General features: G+C 67.3%; 16 protein-coding genes and 3 pseudogenes. 7 read left to right on the top strand and 12 right to left on the bottom strand.

The features are described 5' to 3' along the window. The 3 genes and pseudogenes from x551_RS04555 to x551_RS04545 all read right to left on the bottom strand — a co-directional run. The coding region (locus tag x551_RS04555; protein ID WP_051511835.1) for a fumarylacetoacetate hydrolase family protein at nt 1-592 on the bottom strand (592 nt) is incomplete at its 3' end. 124 nt (nt 593-716) lie between these two features. Then, nucleotides 717-2,095 (bottom strand): annotated as a pseudogene (gorA, locus tag x551_RS04550) (glutathione-disulfide reductase). After that, the gene (locus x551_RS04545; protein WP_036231301.1) at nt 2,092-2,904 is read right to left on the bottom strand and encodes a glutathione S-transferase family protein; all 813 of its coding nucleotides are present in this window, start codon (nt 2,902-2,904) and stop codon (nt 2,092-2,094) included. Before x551_RS04545 ends, gorA begins: the two are co-directional and overlap by 4 nt. Before the next feature lie 142 nt (nt 2,905-3,046). Here x551_RS04545 and x551_RS04540 point away from each other — a divergent pair, with 142 nt between their 5' ends. Beyond that, nucleotides 3,047-3,946 (top strand): LysR family transcriptional regulator, encoded by a 900-nt coding sequence (locus tag x551_RS04540; protein WP_036231299.1) that lies wholly within the window; start codon nt 3,047-3,049, stop codon nt 3,944-3,946. A gap of 107 nt (nt 3,947-4,053) precedes the next feature. On the opposite strand, the pseudogene x551_RS04530 reads toward x551_RS04540, so the two are convergent. Continuing rightward, a pseudogene (locus x551_RS04530) lies at nt 4,054-6,522 on the bottom strand (sodium-translocating pyrophosphatase). A 241-nt stretch (nt 6,523-6,763) separates the two neighbouring features. On the opposite strand from x551_RS04530, the gene ppa reads away from it, so the two are divergent. From ppa to x551_RS26905, 3 genes are all read left to right on the top strand, one after another. Then, nucleotides 6,764-7,303 (top strand): inorganic diphosphatase, encoded by a 540-nt coding sequence (gene ppa, locus x551_RS04525; protein ID WP_011829713.1) that lies wholly within the window; start codon nt 6,764-6,766, stop codon nt 7,301-7,303. Between the two features lie 124 nt (nt 7,304-7,427). Continuing rightward, on the top strand, nt 7,428-9,695 hold the full coding sequence (locus tag x551_RS04520; RefSeq protein ID WP_253950298.1) for a M16 family metallopeptidase: 2,268 nt from the start codon (nt 7,428-7,430) through the stop codon (nt 9,693-9,695). After that, nucleotides 9,596-10,192 carry an insulinase family protein gene (locus x551_RS26905; RefSeq protein ID WP_343252112.1) on the top strand — a complete coding sequence of 199 codons (597 nt, stop codon included), beginning with the start codon at nt 9,596-9,598 and terminating at the stop codon, nt 10,190-10,192. The genes x551_RS04520 and x551_RS26905 overlap by 100 nt, the downstream gene beginning before the upstream one ends. 95 nt (nt 10,193-10,287) lie before the next feature. Here the strand turns inward: x551_RS26905 and x551_RS04515 are convergent, their stop codons facing one another. Further along, nucleotides 10,288-10,758 carry an Lrp/AsnC family transcriptional regulator gene (locus x551_RS04515; protein ID WP_036231296.1) on the bottom strand — a complete coding sequence of 157 codons (471 nt, stop codon included), beginning with the start codon at nt 10,756-10,758 and terminating at the stop codon, nt 10,288-10,290. Between the two features lie 128 nt (nt 10,759-10,886). On the opposite strand from x551_RS04515, the pseudogene rocD reads away from it, so the two are divergent. Next, nucleotides 10,887-12,121, top strand: a pseudogene (gene rocD, locus x551_RS04510) (ornithine--oxo-acid transaminase). Nucleotides 12,122-12,152: 31 nt separating this feature from the next. Here the strand turns inward: rocD and x551_RS04505 are convergent. Next, nucleotides 12,153-13,349 carry a GNAT family N-acetyltransferase gene (locus x551_RS04505; protein WP_051495634.1) on the bottom strand — a complete coding sequence of 399 codons (1,197 nt, stop codon included), beginning with the start codon at nt 13,347-13,349 and terminating at the stop codon, nt 12,153-12,155. Between x551_RS04505 and x551_RS04500 the strand changes: the two genes are divergently transcribed. Together x551_RS04500 and x551_RS04495 are read left to right on the top strand one after the other, a co-directional pair. Beyond that, the gene (locus x551_RS04500; protein ID WP_173402794.1) at nt 13,348-15,027 is read left to right on the top strand and encodes an NAD+ synthase; all 1,680 of its coding nucleotides are present in this window, start codon (nt 13,348-13,350) and stop codon (nt 15,025-15,027) included. The two genes, x551_RS04505 and x551_RS04500, sit on opposite strands and share 2 nt — an antisense overlap. Before the next feature lie 33 nt (nt 15,028-15,060). Further along, complete coding sequence (locus x551_RS04495; RefSeq protein ID WP_011829705.1) at nt 15,061-15,399, top strand: P-II family nitrogen regulator; 339 nt, start codon at nt 15,061-15,063, stop codon at nt 15,397-15,399. A 12-nt stretch (nt 15,400-15,411) separates the two neighbouring features. On the opposite strand, the gene x551_RS04490 is transcribed toward x551_RS04495, so the two are convergent. Genes x551_RS04490 through x551_RS04465 form a run of 6 tightly spaced genes read right to left on the bottom strand, consistent with a single transcriptional unit; the run spans nt 15,412 to nt 18,754 of the window. After that, nucleotides 15,412-15,999 carry a TIGR00730 family Rossman fold protein gene (locus tag x551_RS04490; protein WP_036231292.1) on the bottom strand — a complete coding sequence of 196 codons (588 nt, stop codon included), beginning with the start codon at nt 15,997-15,999 and terminating at the stop codon, nt 15,412-15,414. A 13-nt stretch (nt 16,000-16,012) separates the two neighbouring features. Beyond that, nucleotides 16,013-16,393, bottom strand: coding sequence for a diacylglycerol kinase (locus tag x551_RS04485; protein WP_036231290.1), 381 nt, complete (start codon nt 16,391-16,393; stop codon nt 16,013-16,015). Further along, complete coding sequence (locus tag x551_RS04480) at nt 16,390-16,983, bottom strand: RDD family protein (protein ID WP_051495633.1); 594 nt, start codon at nt 16,981-16,983, stop codon at nt 16,390-16,392. The genes x551_RS04485 and x551_RS04480 overlap by 4 nt, the downstream gene beginning before the upstream one ends. Nucleotides 16,984-16,986: 3 nt before the next feature. Further along, on the bottom strand, nt 16,987-17,724 hold the full coding sequence (locus x551_RS04475) for a DUF3106 domain-containing protein (protein ID WP_161727958.1): 738 nt from the start codon (nt 17,722-17,724) through the stop codon (nt 16,987-16,989). 14 nt (nt 17,725-17,738) lie between these two features. Continuing rightward, nucleotides 17,739-18,191 carry a DUF3619 family protein gene (locus x551_RS04470; protein WP_051495631.1) on the bottom strand — a complete coding sequence of 151 codons (453 nt, stop codon included), beginning with the start codon at nt 18,189-18,191 and terminating at the stop codon, nt 17,739-17,741. Next, on the bottom strand, nt 18,188-18,754 hold the full coding sequence (locus x551_RS04465; RefSeq protein WP_036231287.1) for an RNA polymerase sigma factor: 567 nt from the start codon (nt 18,752-18,754) through the stop codon (nt 18,188-18,190). Before x551_RS04465 ends, x551_RS04470 begins: the two co-directional genes overlap by 4 nt. Nucleotides 18,755-18,791: the final 37 nt, after the last annotated feature.

The raw sequence follows: 18,791 nt of genomic DNA, 5'->3' as shown, positions 1-18,791 counted from the left end.
TGAGCCCGCCGGTCAGCACCACCGCGCCGGCCGGCACGGCCAGCCCGCGCTCGGCCAGGAATCCAGCCAGCCAGGCCAGCGCGAGCAACGGGTCGCCCATCGCGTCGGCACCGCGGCCGCGATCCACCGTCTGCCCATCGATCCGCAGCTCGACCTCGACGGCGCCGAGGTCGAAGCCCTCCTGCCAGGGGAGGGCCGGGCCCGTCACGAAACCGGCGCTGGAGCTGTTGTCGGCGATGTTGTCGACGAGCGTGAAGCGGTAATCCGGATAGCGTGTGTCCACCACCTCCAGCGCCGGCATCACCGCATCGAGGTGCCGGGAGACGCTCGCCCGGTCATGCCCCGCGCCGGCGAGTTCACGCCCCAGCCTCAGGGCGATCTCGGGCTCGACGCGCGGATGGATCAGGCGCCCGCGGTCGATCGTGTGGCCGTCGACGCCGAGGCGGTGTGCTTCGGTCAGCACGCCGAAGTTCGGCTGGTCGATGTTCATCTGGGCGCGCATCGCCGCACTCGTGTAGCCGAGCTTGAAGCCGACGGCCGGCATGCCGCGGCGGCGCAACGTCGCGGCCTGTATCGCGTACGCGTCGCTCACGTCGAGTTCGGGGTGGGACGAGCTCAACAGCGCCGTCGGCGTACAGGCGACCTCGGCCGCCCAGAGTCGTGCAGAACAATCGTCGAGGAACTGATCCGAGGTTGGTGCAGAAGGGGTCATCGCCTTAGGGGCCTGTCGTGATGAAGGGTTCATGGCTCGGTTTGCGCAGGGTGACGAACTCTTCCGCCGAGGTCGGATGAACGCCGAGTGTCGTATCGAACACCCGCTTGGTCGCCCCGGCTCGCAAGGCGATGGCCATGCCCTGAATGATTTCGGCAGCGTCGGCTCCCACCATGTGGACACCGACGACACGGTCGCTGGCATGGTCCACCAGAAGCTTCGCGAAAGTTCGCTCGTTGCCTCCGGCGAGGGTCTGCTTGAGGGCGCGAAAACTGGACGTGTAGACCACCACGTCTTCATAACGGAGCCGCGCCTGCGCTTCGGTCAGTCCGACGGTCGCAATGGCCGGTAGGCTGAACACGGCGCTCGGGACCATTTCATAGTCCACCTGCGGACCTTCGTCGCCTAGGAGATGTCGGACCAATTGCATTCCTTCGGCCAGGGCAACGGGCGTCAATTGCGTGCGTCCGACCGCGTCGCCGATCGCATAGATCGAGGGCTCGTCAGTCTGCAGGTGTTCGTTGACGACGATGGCGCCATGGGCCTGCTGCCGGATGCGCGTGTTTTCCAGACCGAGCCCTGCAACATTGGGGAGTCGCCCTGTCGCGTAGAGGACGCAATCCGTCGATTCGCGACGGCCATCGCTGAACGTCACTAGCAAACTTCCGTCCGCCTGCTTTTCGATGGCGCTGATTTCGCAGCCGAAGTTCAAGAAGACGCCCCGCCTCATCATCTCCTCGGCTGCGACCCGGCGTATGTCCTCGTCAAAGCCGCGCAGGAACAACGCGCCGCGATACACGAGTCGAGTCTGTGCGCCGAGACCGGCGGCGATACTGGCGAGTTCAAGGGCAATATAGCCTCCCCCGACGATGACCGCCCGCTTCGGGAAATGTTCGAGCGAAAAAAAGTCATTGGAGGTGATCGCGTGTTCGCGTCCCGGCACGTTCGGCACGAACGGCCAGCCTCCGGTGGCAATCACCATTCGTTCGGTGCTCCAACTGCGCCCACCCACGTCGACCGTGTGTGCTCCCTTGATCGTCGCGTGCCCCTCGATCAACTGGCAACCGGAATCGACCAGCAGCGCGCGGTAGACACCGTTCAGACGTTCGATCTCGGCATCCTTGTTGTCGCGCAAGGTCGACCAATTGAACGCGGCTTCTGGCACGCGCCACCCGTAGCCGCGTGCCTGCTGGAACGCCTCGGTGAACTGTGCGGCATAGACGAAGAGCTTCTTCGGGATGCAGCCGACGTTCACGCAGGTCCCCCCAGACGCGACACCTCGGCAATTGCGACGCGCAGCCCCCGTTCGCTCGCCATGCGCGCCGTCCGCACGCCACCAGAGCCGGCCCCGATGACGAACAGGTCGAAATCGTAGGACTTCACGCAATCGCGCCCGAGCCGTCGAACGAGGCCAGGTGCGTGCGGATCGTCCGCCAGGCCGATTCCCCCTTGGTCAGCAGGTCGACCTGGACTTCGGGTGCGAAATCGCGCGTCACGGAACCTTCATAGGATTCGCGCTCGCGGCAGCGCGAAAACCAATCGGCCACGCGCGGGCAATCGTCGTACATCGCGGTCCAGCCGAACTGCAGGACGGTCTGGAAGTAGGGCGCCAGGCACACGTCGGCGAGGCTGAAGACGTCACCAACCATCCAGTGGTGCTGGGCGAGCGCCGCTTCCATATCGAGGATCGTCCGGCGGTAGACATGGACGGCGTCGACGACATCCGGAGCCTCGAGTCCGAACTTGACCAGGCGTCTCTGCCGTTCGCGGCGTGGCTTTTCGGGGATCCGCGCCAGCAGTGCCTCACGCTCCTCCTCGCCTTTCTCCATCAATGCCGGCCGCATCACCAGCGGCCACTGCAAGGCGCCGCAGGACGGGTGCAGCTTGTTGTCCACATGCTTCATCCACAGGCGCATGTTCGCCAGCGCGTAAGCCGAGCTGGGTTTGAGGCGGATAACGGGATACGCGTCGTCCAGATACTCGCAGATCACGCTCGATTCAATCACCGGGCGACCGTCGTGGACCAGGGTGGGCACGACGCCCAATGGATTGAGTTTCAGGTACTCCGGTCGCAGGTTTTCCTTCTGCGAAAGATCGACATGGTGCTTGATCCACTCCAGCTTCTTTTCGGCCAGGACGATGCGAACTTTCTGGGCACAGGGTGACATCGGGTGCGTGTACAGCTCGAGCATGGAAACTCCCGTGGCGATTGCGGTGGTCAGGTGACTGGTCGCTGAAATCGACGATTCGCAAGGCTATCTTCCCGGCCGCCTGGTGATAATCATCACAAGTGGAAAATGTTCTGTGAATAGGGTTCACAAATCAGGAGGTGATTTGGACAAGTGGACCGAAATGCAGGTATTCGTGGAGTCGGTCAAGCGCGGCAGCTTTTCCGCTGCGGGACGCCAGCTGAATCTGTCGCCATCGGCGATCAGCAAGCTGCTATCGCGTTTGGAATCCAGGCTGGGCGTGCGTCTGATCAACCGCACCACGCGCAGCCTCAGCCTGACCGAGGGAGGTGAGCGCTATTTCAAGCGATGCCTGGAGATCCTGACCGACATAGAGAGCGCCGAAGATTCGCTGACCAGCTTCGTGCGTGAGCCGACCGGAACCCTGCGCATCAACAGCACTCAGGGCTTCGCCAAGCACCAGCTGCTGGAGTTCATGGCTGAGTTTCAGGGGCGCTATCCGCGTTTGACGCTGGAACTCCAGATCACCGGGCAGGCGGTGGACCTGATCGACGAGGGCGTGGATCTGGCGATCCGACTGGGCGAGTTACGGGATACGAGCCTTGTCGGCCGCAAGCTGGGTGAGAGCCAGCGTCTGGTTTGTGCCAGCCCCCAGTATCTGAACGCCAGAGGACGACCGACCCGGCCATCGGATCTGTTGGATCACGATTGCCTTCGCCTGTCCACCAGCGATGTTTTCAATCAGTGGCATTTCAGCGGCGCCACGGGACCGGAGCTGGTCAATGTCCAGGGGCATTTCGTGACCGACAACGTCGATGTGCTGCATGAATACGCACGGCTGGGCGGAGGTATCGTCCGACTGTCCGCGTTCATGGTGGCCAAGGATATTGCGGCGGGACGCCTGGAGCCGCTGCTGACGAATTACCACATCGAAAAGCAGTTGATCTACGCGGTCTATCCTCACCGCAGGCACTTGCCGGCGAAGGTGAGGGTGCTGCTGGAGTACCTGACCGAGAAGTTTTCGCCGAAACCACCCTGGAGTTGATGGCGGCTGCCTCTCTCCCACGCCCGGCGTTGCCCGTCCGGACCATTCCGCGTTGTTCCCAAAAAAAGGGCCCGCCGAGGCGGGCCCTCGTTGATCCCGCGGGCGGGTTACTCGAGCTTCACCTCGACGCGCCGGGCCTCGGCCGCGTCGCCGGCATTGAGCTGTTCGGGCTTCTTCAGCTCGATCTTGTCCTCGGCCACGCCTGCCGCCTTCAGGGCATCGCGCACCGCGAGGGCACGCTGCTTGGCGAGCTCGACGTTCTTGTCCGGGTCCCCGGTGGCGTCGTGGTAGCCGCTGATCACGGCCTTCTTGCCCGCCGCGACGCCCTTTACCACGTCGGCCAGTGCCTCGGCCGCGCCACCCGCCAGACGATGAGGCGCTGGCGAAGTAGAACTTCACCACGCCGTTCTCGACCTTGATGCTGGCGCCGTCGGCGGTGGGCGCCGGCGTGGCGGCAACTGGCGCGGTGCTCTCGACCGCCGCCGCGGGGGCGGCCGGCGCATGCGCCCCCGCACCACCGCTGGCAGCCGGCAGCAGCGGCACGATCAGCAGCGCCACGATGTTGATGATCTTGATCAGCGGGTTGACAGCGGGGCCGGCCGTGTCCTTGTAGGGATCACCCACCGTATCGCCGGTGACGGCCGCCTTGTGGGCGTCGCTGCCCTTGCCGCCGAAGTGACCTTCCTCGATGTACTTCTTGGCGTTGTCCCAGGCGCCACCGCCGGTGCACATCGAGATCGCGACGAACAGGCCCGTGACGATGGTGCCCATTAGCAGGCCGCCGAGCGCCGCCGGGCCGAGCAGCAGGCCCACGACGATGGGCACCACCACCGGCAGCAGGCTGGGGATGATCATTTCCTTGATCGCCGCCGACGTCAGCATGTCGACCGCTGCGCTGTAGTCGGGCTTGCGCTTGCCGGCCATGATCTGGCCATCCTGGAACTGGCGCCGCACCTCGACCACCACGGAACCGGCGGCACGCCCCACGGCCTCCATCGCCATCGCACCGAACAGGTAGGGGATCAGGCCACCGATGAAGAGGCCGACGATCACCGACGGGTTGCTGAGGTCGAAGCTCACCAGCTTGCCGGCGGCCTCGAGTGTGTGGGTGTAGTCGGCGAACAGCACCAGCGCGGCGAGGCCGGCCGAGCCGATGGCGTAGCCTTGGTCACCGCCTTGGTCGTGTTGCCGACGGCGTCCAGCGGGTCGGTGATGTCGCGCACGCTCGACGGCAGCTCGGCCATCTCGGCGATGCCACCAGCGTTGTCGGTGATCGGACCGTAGGCGTCGAGCGCGACCACGATGCCGGCCAGGCTCAGCATCGAGGTGGCCGCCACCGCGATGCCGTACAGGCCACCGAGCTGGTAGGACGCCAGGATGGCACCGCAGACGAACACGACCGGCCAGGCCGTCGAGCGCATCGACACGCCCAGGCCGGCGATCACGTTGGTGCCGTGGCCGGTGGTCGAGGCCTGCGCCACGTGCTTCACCGGCGCGTAGTCGGTGCCGGTGTAGTACTCGGTGATCCACACCAGCAGGGCCGTCAGCACGAGGCCGATGACCGCCGCACCGAACAGGCGCCATTGGGTGCCGCTCTCGTAGATCGCGTTGTCAGGCATCACCCACTTGGTGATGAAGAAGAAGCCCACCAGCGAGATCACGCCCGCGACGATCAGGCCCTTGTAGAGCGCAGGCATCACGTTCTTCATGCCCGGCGTGGCCTTGACAGCGCTGCAGCCGATGATCGACGCGATGATCGAGAAGCCGCCCAGCGCCAGCGGGTAGAGTGCTGCCTGCATCGGCGCCGCGGTGACCATCAGCGCGCCCAGCACCATGGTCGCGATCAGCGTGACCGCGTAGGTCTCGAACAGATCGGCCGCCATGCCCGCGCAGTCACCGACGTTGTCGCCCACGTTGTCGGCGATCACCGCCGGGTTGCGCGGGTCGTCTTCCGGAATGCCGGCCTCGACCTTGCCCACCAGATCGGCGCCGACATCGGCGCCCTTGGTGAAGATGCCGCCGCCCAGTCTCGCGAAGATCGAGATCAGGCTGGAGCCGAACGCGAAGCCAAGCAGCGGCTTCAGTGCCGGTGCCAGGCCGCTGGTCGGTGTGAGCTGGCCGTTGCTGGTCAGGAACCAGAACACGATGCCCACGCCCAGCAGCCCGAGGCCGACCACCAGCATGCCGGTGATGGCGCCGCCCTTGAAGGCCACATCGAGCGCCTCCTTCATGCCGCGCGTGGCCGCCTGTGCGGTGCGCACGTTGGCCTTGACTGACACGTTCATGCCGATGAAGCCGCAGGCTCCCGACAACACCGCGCCGATCACGAAGGCCACCGCGGTCGGCAGTCCGATGAAGATGCCGATCAGCACGGTGAGGATGACGCCGACCAGGGCGATGGTGCGGTATTGCCGCGCGAGGTAGGCGGCCGCACCCTGCTGGATGGCCGCCGCGATCTCCTGCATGCGGGCGTTGCCCGCGTCCTGTTTGAGGATCCAGCTTCGCTGGACAAAACCGTAGACGACGGCCGCGAAACCGCAAAGCAGCGCAAAGGTGAGCGCCAGGGAACTGGACATGGAAAGAGTCTCCTTCCTCGTTAGAGGACCTCGGTGAAAGGGCTTGCACCGCGACTCTTCACTGTCGACACCACGCGTGTGGCATCCCGGTCGGGTTGCCGGCGCATGCTAAGGGAAGCCCCTCGAAGTCGCAATGGAATTGGCCCGTGCGGTTCGCCACGGTGGGGCCGGGCCGTGGTCAGGCCCGCGACAGGCCGCTGCTTAGAATTCGGGTTTCCCCGCGATTCCGGAGACAGGACCCATGAGTCTGGACAAAGTGACCCCCGGCGCCAAGGCGCCCGAACAGTTCAACGTGATCATCGAGATTCCGATGAACGCCGACCCGATCAAGTACGAGGTCGACAAGGAAAGCGGCGCCCTGTTTGTCGATCGCTTCATGACGACCGCGATGCACTACCCCTGCAACTACGGCTACGTGCCGCAGACGCTGTCCGACGACGGGGACCCGGTCGACGTGCTGGTGATCACGCCGTTCGCGCTGACCCCGGGCGTGGTGGTGACCTGCCGGGCCATCGGCGTGCTGAAGATGGAAGACGAGGCGGGCGGAGACGCCAAGGTGCTGGCCGTGCCCACCACCAAGATCCTGCCGATCTATGACCACTGGAAGAAGCCGGAGGACATCAACCAGATGCGCCTGAAGGCGATCCAGCACTTTTTCGAACACTACAAGGACCTCGAGGCCGGCAAGTGGGTCAAGGTTCAGGGCTGGGAAGGCCCCGAAAGCGCGCAGGCTGAAGTGCGCTCCGGCATGGAGAATTACCTCAAGGCCCAGGCGGCCTGACTGACGATCGGCTGGCGTCGCCAGCGCCGCGCTCGGGTATGCCCCCGAGGCGGCGAGGCCCCAAACCGGCTGGCTACACTGCGGGCCTCCATCACACCGCCTCGGTGGTTGCGAGGCCCGCAGCATGTTCTCGAAGTACTTGGTCGCCGGCGCGCTCGCGCTGGTCGTGATGCAGGTGTCGCCGGTTGTGGCGGCCGCCAGCAAGCCAATCCCACCTTCCGGCTCCGTCGCCTCACCAGCCTTGCCACGCGGGGTGACCGCAGTGACCCAGGTCGAGGGCATCACCGAGTACCGGCTGACCAATGGGCTGCAGGTGCTGCTGGTGCCCGATGCGTCCAAGCCCACGACGACGGTCAACCTGACCTACCACGTCGGTTCGCGCCACGAGAACTACGGCGAGACGGGCATGGCGCACCTGCTCGAACACCTGATGTTCAAGGGCACGCCGACCACCCGCAACGTCTGGGGCGAGTTCACCAAGCGCGGGCTGCGCGCCAACGGCAGCACCTGGTTCGATCGCACCAACTACTTCGCCAGCTTTGCGGCGAACGACGACAACCTGCGGTGGTTCCTGTCGTGGCACGCGGATGCCATGGTCCACAGCTTCATCGCGCGCAAGGATCTCGATTCCGAGATGACGGTGGTGCGCAACGAGATGGAGATGGGCGAGAACAACCCCGGCCGCATCCTGTACCAGAAGACGCTGGCCGCGATGTACGACTGGCACAACTACGGCAAGGACACGATCGGCGCGCGCAGTGATGTCGAGAACGTCGACATCGCGCGGTTGCAGGCCTTCTACCGTCAGTATTACCAGCCCGACAACGCCACGCTGGTCGTCAGCGGTCAGTTCGACACGGCCCGGGTGCTGGCCTGGGTGCAGCAGTACTTCGGCAAGATCCCGAAGCCTCGACGCGTGCTGCCCACGCTCTACACCATCGACGCGGCCCAGGACGGTGAGCGCGCCCTGACGCTGCGCCGCGTTGGCGGGGCGCCGCTGCTGTACGCCGGTTATCACGTGCCGGCTGCGCCGGATCCCGAGTTCGCCGCCATCGAACTGCTCGCGCTGGTGCTGGGCGATGCGCCTTCAGGGCGGCTGCACAAGCGACTGGTCGAGAAGCAACTGGCCGCAAGCGTGGGGGCGGAGCCGTTCGGCCTGCATGATCCCGGCGCGGCGCTGTTCGTGGCGCAGCTCGCGCCGGGGCAGGACGTCGAGCGTGCGCGCAGCGAGCTGATCGCGGTGCTGGAGTCGGTCGCGGCCGAGCCGGTCACGGCCGAGGAACTGGAGCGCGCGCGCGCCAAGTGGCTCAAGGGCTGGGACCTGGCGTTCACGAACCCGGAGACGGTGGGCGTTTCGCTGTCGGAGTCGGTCGCGCAGGGCGACTGGCGCCTGTTCTTCCTGATCCGCGACCGCGTCAAGGCGACCACGCTGGAGGACGTGCAGCGCGTCGCCGTCGAGCGGCTACTGCCGTCAAACCGCACGCTCGCGACCTATGTCCCCACTGACAAGCCGCAGCGCGCGCCGGCGCCGAAGGCTGTGGACGTGGCGGCGCAATTCAAGGACTTCAAGCCGCAGGCGGGCGCCACCGCGGTGGCCGCGTTCGACACCACCCCGGCCAACATCGACGCGCAGACGCAGCGTTTCGCGCTGGCCAGCGGCATGAAGGTCGCGCTGCTGCCCAAGCCGACCCGCGGCGGGGCGGTGAATGCGGTGCTCTCTCTGCACTTCGGCGACGAGAAAAGCCTGGCCGATCAGGGTGAGGTGCCTGCATTGACGGCCGCGATGCTCGACGAGGGCACGGCGAAGCTCTCGCGCCAGCAGATCCGCGACCGACTCGACGCGCTGCAGGCCGAGGTGGCCTTTTCCAGCGGCACCGGCAGCGTGAGCGCGACGATCGCCACCAAGCGCGAGAACCTGCCAGCCGTGATCGCGCTGGTCGGCGAACTGCTCCGCGAGCCTTCCTTCCCGCCTGCGGTGCTGGAGGAGCAGCGCAGTCAGGCGCTGACGGGCGTGGAGCAGCAGCGCAAGGAACCCGAGGCGGTGGTGGCCAACGCGATCGACCGCCATGTGAACCGGTACCCACGCAGCGACGTGCGCCATGCGAAGAGCTTCGACGAATTGGTGGCCGACATCCGCGCGGCCACGCCGGACCAGTTGCGTGCCTTCCATCGTCGCTTCTACGGCGCCTCGCATGCCGAGTTCGGCGCGAGCGGCGACCTCGATGTGCCGGCGGTGAGGCAGGCGCTCGAGGTGCCTTCGGCGACTGGAAGAGCAGTGAACCCTACGCGCGGGTGTCCGATCCGCTGGCGCCGGTGGCACCGGCCCGCCTGGTGCTGCCGACGCCCGACAAGCAGAACGCCCACATGGCGGTGTTCCTGCCGGTGCCGTTGATGGACAGCGATCCGGACTACGCACCGCTCACGCTCGCCAACCACCTGCTGGGCGGCGGCGGCAGCTCGAGGCTGTGGGTGCGCATCCGCGAGAAGGAGGGCCTGTCCTACGGCGTCTACAGCTACCTGGCGTGGAACCAGGACGAGCGAAATTCGCCGTGGCAGGCGCAGGCCATCTTCGCGCCTCAGAACCGCCCCAAGGTCGAGGCGGCGTTCCGGGAAGAGGTGGCGCGTGCCCTGCAGGAAGGCTTCACTGCAACCGAGCTGCAGGAGGCGCAGCGGGGACTGATCAGTGCGCGCCGCCTGTCACGCGCGCAGGACGCGCGGCTGGCGGCCGGGCTGGCCAGCAACCTGCGGCTCGACCGAACCTTCGCGATCTCGCAGCAGGTCGACGACGCGATCGCCGCGGCGACCCTGGAGCAGGTGAACGCGGCGCTGCGCAAGTACATCCGGCCCGAGGCCTTCGTCTACGGCTTCGGCGGCGACTTCAAGGAGTAGTGTGGGCACCCGGCGCCGGGTTACTGGCGCTACCCGCCGAGCGGGTGTGCGGTCGGCTGGCGGCCCGGCGCTCGACCGCGCGTGGGACGCCCGTCTCATTCGGTCGTCGTTGGCAGCGGCGAGGGCGGCTTGATTTCTTCCATGCAGATCATCGAGCGCACGTTGGCGACGCCGGAGATCTGCATCAGTCGGTCGGTCAGGAACTGGCTGAGCGACTTCAGGTCGCGCGCCACCACCTTGAGCAGGTAGTCCGAGTCACCCGAGACGGTGTGGCATTCCAGGATCTGCGGGAAGTCGCGGATCGTCTGCTCGAACTCGCGCACATGCCCGAACTGCTCGGCGGCGATGTCCACGCTGACGTAGGCCATCACGCCCAGCCCCAGCGCCTCGCGATCGACGTGCGCCGCATAACCGCGGATCACGCCACGCTCCTCGAGCGACCTGACGCGCCGGAAGCACTGCGGCGCCGACAGGTGGACCGCCGCGGACAACTCGACGTTCGAGGCGCGGCCGCGGGCCTGAAGTTCGGCCAGCAAACGGCGGTCAAGCGTATCCAATGTGCTCATGTCCCGTTTTTCATACACGAAGCATGCGCCAAAAGATGAGAATGCACAACGAATTGAACGCACCTTGCGTTCGGCCATCTCTACAGTGAAGAGCTGGGGGAAGCGACCCCCGCGTTCAGGAGATCGCCATGACGATTCACCCCGGCTTCCCCTTGTCGGCCAGCCCCATCGCGCTGGAAGAGCATTTCGGTGCCGCGAACTACGCCCCCTTGCCGGTCGTGCTGACGCGCGGCGAGGGCGTCTACCTGTGGGGTCAGGATGGCCGGCGCTATCTCGACATGATGTCGGCCTATTCGGCCGTCAGCTTCGGTCACGGTCACCCGCGGCTGGTGGAGGCGCTGGTCGCGCAGGCTCGGCAACTGGCCGTGACCTCGCGCGCCTTCCACACCGACCGCCTCGGCCCCTTCCTCGAACGCCTGTGCCGCCTGACCGGCATGGACCGGGCGCTGCCGATGAACACCGGCGCCGAAGCCGTGGAGACGGCGCTGAAGGCGGCCCGCAAGTGGGGCTACACGGTCAAGGGCATCGCCGAGGGCCACGCGCAGATCATCGTCGCGGCCAACAACTTCGCCGGACGCACGACGACCATCGTGGGCTTCTCGAGCGAGGCTCAATACCGCAGCGGCTTCGGGCCGTTCGCGCCCGGCTTCGTGACCGTGCCCTACGGCGATGCGGCGGCACTGGAAGCGGCCATCACCGAGGACACCTGCGCCTTCCTGGTCGAGCCGGTGCAGGGTGAGGCCGGCATCGTCGCGCCGCCGGTCGGCTACCTGAAGGCGGTGCGCGAGATCTGCACGCGCCGCGGCATCCTGATGATCTGCGACGAGGTGCAGACCGGCCTGGGTCGCACCGGGCGGGTGCTCGCCTGTGACCACGAGGGCGTGCGTCCCGACGGCCTCACGCTGGGCAAGGCGCTGGGTGGCGGGCTCCTGCCGGTCAGCGCCTTCCTGGCGCGCGAGGAGGTGATGGCGGTATTCACGCCCGGCGACCACGGTTCCACCTTCGGCGGCAATCCGCTGGCGGCGGCCGTGGGCGACACGGCGTTGCAGGTGCTGGTGGAGGAGAAGCTGTCCGAGCGGGCGGCCGAGCAGGGCGCCGTGCTGCTCGAGCGTCTGCACGCGCTGCGGCATCCCGCGATCCGCGACGTCCGCGGCAAGGGGCTGCTGGTCGGCGTGGAGATCGATCCGGCTTCGCCTCGGCCCGCACCGTGTGCGAGGGACTGTTGCAGGAAGGCGTGCTGAGCAAGGACACCCATGGCACGGTGGTGCGCTTCGCGCCGCCGTTGGTGATCGGAGCACGCGAGATCGGTGACGCCGTGGCGGCGCTGGGACGTGCGCTCGAGCGTCTGGGCAAGGCGCCGTGAGGCCCGGCGCCCTTCGGTCGCGCAAGAGGCCCTATCGCTTGAATGGGTTGCGCTCGTCGAGCTCGTCGACGTAGGCCTCGATGCCGGCGCCTTCGCGCGCCAGATAGCGCGCCACGGCATCGGCAAAGCGCGCATCGCTGAGCCAGTGCGCGGAATGCGTGCGCACCGGCATCAGCCCGCGAGCCATCTTGTGCTCGCCCTGCGCGCCGCCCTCGAAGCGACGGTAGCCGTTCTCGATGCACCACTGCAGCGGCTGGTAGTAGCAGGCCTCGAAGTGCAGGCAACTCACCGGAGCGAGCGCGCCCCAGTAGCGGCCATAGGCGTGGCCGCGTTCGGGGTCGAGGGCGATCAGCGATGCGGCGATCGGCTCACCCTCGCGCCGGGCGGTGAACAGCAGCCAGTGCTGCGGCAGGGACTCGGCCATGTGGGCGAAGAAGTCGCGCGTCAGGTAGGGCGTCGAGCGGTGCTCACGGTAGGTGTTGCGATAGCAGCGGTAGAAGAAGTCCCAGTCGGCGGCCCGGATCTGCGTGCCGACGCGGGTTTCGAACTCGACGCCGGCCTCGCGCACGTAGCGGCGCTCCTGCTGGATCTTCTTGCGCTTGTCGCGCTGCAGGCTGGCGAGGAAATCGGCGAAGTCGGCATAGGCCGCGGGAGCCCGGTTGGTCCAGTGGAATTGCACCGTGCTGCGCAGCATCCAGCCGGCCGCCTCAGCGGCGCTGCGGTCGGCCTCGTCCAGAAAGAGCACGTGCGCCGATGACAGGCCGTGTTGTCGGGCGAAGCTCTCCATCGCGCGCAGCAGCACGCTGCGCGCGGCCGGGTCGCGTGCCAGCAGGCGCGAGCCTGGCACCGGGGTGAACGGCACCGCCGACAGCAGCTTCGGGTAGTAGCGCAGTCCGGCCTCCTCATAGGCCTGCGCCCAGGCCCAGTCGAACACGTACTCGCCGTAGGAGTGGTTCTTGAGGTAGAGCGGGCAGGCCGCCACCAGCACCTCGTCACGCTCGATCACCAGGAACTGCGGTGCCCACCCGGTACCCGAAACGGCGCTGGCCGACGCGTGAAGCGCGCACAGATAGGCATGGCGCATGAAGGGCGTCGGCGCCGGGCTGGCGTCGACCAGCGCGTCCCAGGCCTGGGCGTCGATGAGGGCCGGATCGGCGTGCACCTGGACCGCCCACGCCTCGGGGTCGCGGGTACCATCGATCGACAACGCGTCTTCTTCCTGATCCATGCCTGCCACCGTGTCTGCCTCGATCGCCCTCGTCCAGTTCAACGCCACCGTCGGCGACCTCGCAGGCAACGCGCAACGCATCGCCCAGTGGTCCCGCCAGGCCTACGCACAGGGCGCGCGACTGGTGATTACGCCGGAACTGTCGCTGACCGGTTATCCGCCGGAAGACCTGCTGCTGCGACCGGCCTTCATGCGTGCCTGCGACGAAGCGCTGGCCGCTTGCGCGGCGTCGCTGGCCGATCTGCCGGACCTGCAGGTGGTGGTCGGCCACCCGCAGGCCATCGATGCACTCGGCGATCTTCGCACGCGCTCGCTGGCGGTGCAGCGGCGGGTCAATGCGGCGTCGGTGCTGGCCGGCGGGCGTGTCATGGCCACCTATGCGAAGCGGGAACTGCCCAACTACCAGGTGTTCGACGAGCGCCGCTACTTCGTGTCGGGCCGCGATGCCGGCTTCGGCCCGCTGGTGGTGGAGACAGGCGGGTTGCGCGTCGGGCTGCTGATCTGCGAGGACGCCTGGTTCGACGAGCCGGCGGCGGCGGCGAAGGCGGCGGGCGCCCAGGTGCTGGCGGTGATCAATGCCTCGCCCTTCCACCTCGGCAAGGCCGAGGAGCGCGAGGAACGCATGGCGCGGCGCGCCGTGGAGAGCGGCCTGCCATTGCTGTACTCACACCTGGTCGGCGGACAGGACGAGGTGGTGTTCGACGGGGCCTCGTTCGCAGTCGACGCACAGGGCGCTGTGCGGGCGCGCGCCGCCAGCTTCGTGGAGGAGGTGCTTGCGGTTCAGGTGAACGCCGACGGCGCCGTCAGCGGCCCGCTGGCGCCGGCGCCTTCGCTGGAATCGCAGGCGTGGGCAGCACTGGTGACCGGCGTGCGCGACTATCTCGGCAAGAACGGCTTCCCCGGCGCCATCATCGGCCTGAGCGGCGGCATCGATTCGGCGCTGGTGCTGGCGGTCGCGGTCGATGCCTTGGGGGCCGATCGGGTGAGGGCGGTGATGATGCCTTCGCCGTATACCGCGGACATCTCGTGGATTGACGCTCGCGACATGGCGCGACGCCTGGGCGTGCAGTACGACGAGATCTCGATCGTGCCGATGTTCGAGTCCTTCAAGTCAGCCCTGGCGCTGGAGTTCGCCGGCCTGGCCGAGGATGCGACCGAGGAGAACATCCAGGCGCGCATCCGTGGCACGCTGCTGATGGCCCTGTCGAACAAGTCGGGTCGCATCGTGCTGACCACCGGCAACAAGAGCGAGATGGCGACCGGCTACTGCACGCTCTACGGCGACATGGCGGGCGGCTTCGCGGTGATCAAGGACGTGGCCAAGACCCTGGTCTACCGCCTCGCGGCCTGGCGCAATGCGCAGGGTGCCGCGCCGGTGATACCCGAACGCATCATCACGCGGCCACCGTCTGCGGAACTGCGGCCGGACCAGACCGACCAGGACAGCCTGCCGCCCTACGACGTGCTCGACGCGATCCTGGCGCGCTACATGGAAGACGATCAGGGCGTCGAGGAGATCGTCGCTGCGGGTTACGCACGCACCGATGTGGAGCGCGTGACGCGGCTGATCAAGATCAACGAGTACAAGCGACGGCAGGCACCGGTGGGGATTCGCATCACGCACCGCTCGTTCGGCAAGGACTGGCGCTATCCCATCACCTCGAAATTCCGTGCTTAAATTCTGGTCAGTCACCTTTCACCGGAGCGCGCCATGAAACAGATCACCGCCGTCATCAAGCCCTTCAAGCTCGAGGAAGTGCGCGAGGCGCTTGCCGAGGTGGGTGTGTCCGGTCTGACCGTGACCGAGGTCAAGGGCTTCGGCCGCCAAAAGGGCCACACCGAGCTGTACCGTGGTGCCGAGTACGTGGTCGACTTCCTGCCGAAGGTGAAGCTCGAGGTGGTGGTGAAGGACGTCGACGTCGATCGTTGCCTGGAAGCCATCGTCAAGGCGGCCAAGACCGGCAAGATCGGTGACGGCAAGATCTTCGTCAGCTCGGTCGAGCAGGTCGTTCGCATCCGCACCGGCGAAACGGACGAAGCGGCGGTCTGACCGAACGGAAGCTCAGGTTCGGCTGTAGTCGTCGCGGCCGCCGCTTAGCGCGGCTTGGGCCGCGAGCCGATCGAGCAGGGCTGACGGCTCGTCACCGATCTCCAGCATCGCGCGCGTGCCATCCGAGACGAAGCCGGCGTCTACCGTCTGCTGCATGAACGCGACCAGAGCGTTGTAGTAGCCGCCGACATTGAGCAGCCCGATCGGCTGGTCGTGGTAGCCGAGCTGCCGCCAGGTCCACACCTCGAACAACTCCTCGAAGGTGCCGATGCCGCCGGGCAGCGCCAGGAAAGCGTCGGCCTGTTCGGCCATGCCTTGCTTGCGCTGATGCATGGTCTCGACCACGTGCAGTTCGCTGAGGCCGGAGTGTCCGACCTCGCGCTCCATCAGCGACCGCGGGATCACGCCGATCACCGGGGCGCCGCCCGCCAGCGCGGCGTCGGCGACGATGCCCATCAGCCCGACGTTGCCGCCACCGTAGACCAGCTGCCAGCCGCGTTGCGCGATCTCCCGGCCAACGGCCCGGGCCGCGTGGGCATGGGCCGGATCGTCGCCAAGGCGCGAGCCGCAGTACACACACAGCGTGAAGCGCTTCGTCATGGTTCGCGCCGCGTCAGCTGCCGAAACGATGCCAGAGCGCAGCCACCCAGATGCCCATGCACAGCAGCAGCGACAGCAGCACGGCGGCACTGGCGAGGTCCTTCGCGCGCTTGGACAGGTCGTGGAGCTCGTAGCTGACGCGGTCGATCGCCGCTTCGATGCCCGAATTGAGCAGCTCGACGATCAACACCAACAGCACCGAGCCGACCAGCAGAGAGACCTCGATCCAGCTGCCGCCCAGCCAGAAGGCTGTGGGCACCAGCAGCACGGCCGCCCAGACTTCCTGCCGGAACGCGCTCTCGCCGCGGTAGGCGATCTGCAGCCCGTCCATCGAGTAGCCAGCCGCACGGATCACGCGGTCCAGGCCGGTGCGGCCTTTGTAGGGGTTGCTCATGGCGCGCGATGGTAACTGCGGCGTATGGCGCCGCTGCGAAACTCAGGCGCGGGCAGGGGGGTGCCGCGCGTGTCGACGAGCCGCGTGCCGCACAGCGCGTCGTGCCAGAACTGGCGCTGCGGATGCAGCTTCGATGACAGGGCATAGAGCGCGACCCCGGTCGCGAGCACCGCGGCCAGGTGCGCGCCGCTGTCATGCCAGCCGGCCAGCCAAGCCAGGGCCAGGGCCGGCAGGAACCATATCCAGGCGGTGAGATAACGCCCCAAAGCGCGTGCGCGCGTGAGCCGCCGGCCGTCGGCCGTCTGCAGGTGGATGCGCCAGGTCTGCATCGGTAGCGTCTGGCCGCTTCCCGACCAGTACCACGTGAAGTAAACGCCGGGCGCCAGCACGAAGGCGGTCAGCAACAGGCCAAGGCGTCCGACCATCGCATGGCGCTGATCGGTGAGCACGGAATAGATCAGCGCACAGACGAACACCACGCCGAACAGCAGCACACCCTCGTAGAGGAAGCACGCCAGCCGGCGACGCAGTGGCGGTGCCAGTGCCCCGGGCGGCGGCGCGAGGCCGGCTTGCGCGTTCGGGGTCGGCACGTGTCAGGGCTTGCGGCGCGGCTCGGTCGCTGCGCCCTGAGGGCCGCGGCGCGGCAGCAGCGTCGTCGAGTCGACGAACTCTGGGGTCGCCGCGACCTTCGGCAGGCCAGTCTGCTGGTGCAGAGGGGGCGCGGGGCGCGTCGACATCAGGTTGGTCGTGGCCCCAGGCTTGGCCTGCGTCAGCCCCGGTGTCACTGCGCGCGGCTTGCGGGCCTCCAGCAGCGGGTTCGGGACGGTGTTGACCTTGGTCTCGGCGGCTGGCGGGATGGGTCGCGCATTGACCTTGCCGGCGCCGGTCTTGGCGCGGGCGGCGAGGTCGCGCCGCTGGCTTTCAGGCAGGGACTGGTAGGCCTCCCAGCGGCGCTGGCGTTCCTGCGGGCTCAGGTCCTTTGCACCCTGGTAGTTCATGCGCGCCTCGGTGCGTTGCTTGGCGCTGAGATTGACCCAGTCGGACATGCGTCGCTGAACGCGGCTGCGCTCGTCGGGCGACATGCGATCGAAGCGCGACGCCAGCTCCAGCCATTTCTGCTTGCGCTGGGGGTCGATCGATGACCATTCGCTCTGGAGCGGTGCCAGTGCCTCGCGTTGCGCCGGGCCGAGGCTGTTCCAGCCGGGGCCACCGGCATCAGCACCCGCGGCACTGGCGAGTGGCGCAGCCAGCGCCAGCAGCATGCTCAGCAACGCACCGGCCGCGACCCGGGCAAACGCCGGATGCCGCGCAGCGACCCGCCGCAGGGACACGAAACCCGTCATCCTCAGTTGCTGCCCACCGATCCGGGCAGGCGCAGGAACTCGGCGAAGCCGGCATCGGTGTAAGCTGCCGGCGGCAGGTCGTCGGCCAGCAGGGCGGCATCGACCTCGGCCGCGGCGCTGATCTGGTCGTCGTCGTGCTGGATCTGGATCAGCACCAGGCCGGCCACCAGCGCGAACAACGGCGCCAACGTCGCGAGGCGCCAGCCCCAGCCGGGCTCTCCACCCCAGGCCAACACGCCTCCGCCGAGCCGAGCGGTGCTCGGGGCGGTGCGTGTCGCAGCCTGTCTGGCACGCGCCAGCGCTTGCTCGCGCGCGAAACGAAGGCGCTCCGTCACGTCGCCGGGCAGACTGTCGACGTGCGTGCTGAGAGCCGCCGCCACACGCAGCGCAAAGCGGTCTTCGAGCGACTGGTGATCCAGCCGGGTTGGTCCCGTGACGACGTTGAAATGATTCATGGCAGCACCCCTCTGGCCTTCAAGGCCTGCGCCAAGCTGTGCACTGCCCGGGAGCAATGGGTCTTGACGCTGCCCTCCGAGCAGCCCATCGATTGAGCGGTCTCGGCGACATCGAGTTCCTCCCAGTAACGCAGCAGGAAGGCCTCCCGTTGACGCCCCGGCAACCGCGCGACTTCGGTCTCGATCGCGAGCAGGATCTGGGCCCGCGACACGCCGTCGGCCGCCGTTTCGACCGTGGTAGCACCACCGGCGGCCGCCAGAGTCTCGAGCAGATCGAAGTCGCCGTCGGCGTCCGCTGGCTCGAAATCCGAGAAATTGCGCACGACGGCATTGCGCACCTTCTGCCGGCGAAACCAGTCCATCATGGCGTTCGACAGGATGCGCTGGAACAGCAGCGGCAACTCGGCCGGCGGCCGGTCGGCATATTTCTCGGCCAGGCGGATCATCGAGTCCTGCACGATGTCGAGCGCAGCATCGTCGTCGCGAACGGCATAAACGGCCCGCTTGAAGGCGCGCTTTTCGACGCTCTTGAGGAAGTCGCTGAGTTCTTTGTCGGAAGCCAAGAGGCGCGGCCTGTCTGCCGTGGCTTTGGGGAGGCCG

Source organism: Methylibium sp. T29 (assembly GCF_000576205.1).
Taxonomy (GTDB): Bacteria; Pseudomonadota; Gammaproteobacteria; order Burkholderiales; family Burkholderiaceae_C; genus Methylibium; species Methylibium petroleiphilum.
The sequence above is the reverse complement of the archived record's forward strand: the minus strand, read 5'-3'. Positions and strand labels throughout refer to the sequence as shown.

Coding starts and splice junctions, on each gene's coding strand:
- x551_RS04545 (WP_036231301.1), bottom strand. CDS start 2,904: ATGCTCGAGCTGTACACGCACCCGATGTCACCCTGTGCCCAGAAAGTT.
- ppa (WP_011829713.1), top strand. CDS start 6,764: ATGAGTCTGGACAAAGTGACCCCCGGCGCCAAGGCGCCCGAACAGTTC.
- x551_RS04520 (WP_253950298.1), top strand. CDS start 7,428: ATGTTCTCGAAGTACTTGGTCGCCGGCGCGCTCGCGCTGGTCGTGATG.
- x551_RS04515 (WP_036231296.1), bottom strand. CDS start 10,758: ATGAGCACATTGGATACGCTTGACCGCCGTTTGCTGGCCGAACTTCAG.
- x551_RS04500 (WP_173402794.1), top strand. CDS start 13,348: ATGCCTGCCACCGTGTCTGCCTCGATCGCCCTCGTCCAGTTCAACGCC.
- x551_RS04505 (WP_051495634.1), bottom strand. CDS start 13,349: ATGGATCAGGAAGAAGACGCGTTGTCGATCGATGGTACCCGCGACCCC.
- x551_RS04495 (WP_011829705.1), top strand. CDS start 15,061: ATGAAACAGATCACCGCCGTCATCAAGCCCTTCAAGCTCGAGGAAGTG.
- x551_RS04490 (WP_036231292.1), bottom strand. CDS start 15,999: ATGACGAAGCGCTTCACGCTGTGTGTGTACTGCGGCTCGCGCCTTGGC.
- x551_RS04485 (WP_036231290.1), bottom strand. CDS start 16,393: ATGAGCAACCCCTACAAAGGCCGCACCGGCCTGGACCGCGTGATCCGT.
- x551_RS04470 (WP_051495631.1), bottom strand. CDS start 18,191: ATGAATCATTTCAACGTCGTCACGGGACCAACCCGGCTGGATCACCAG.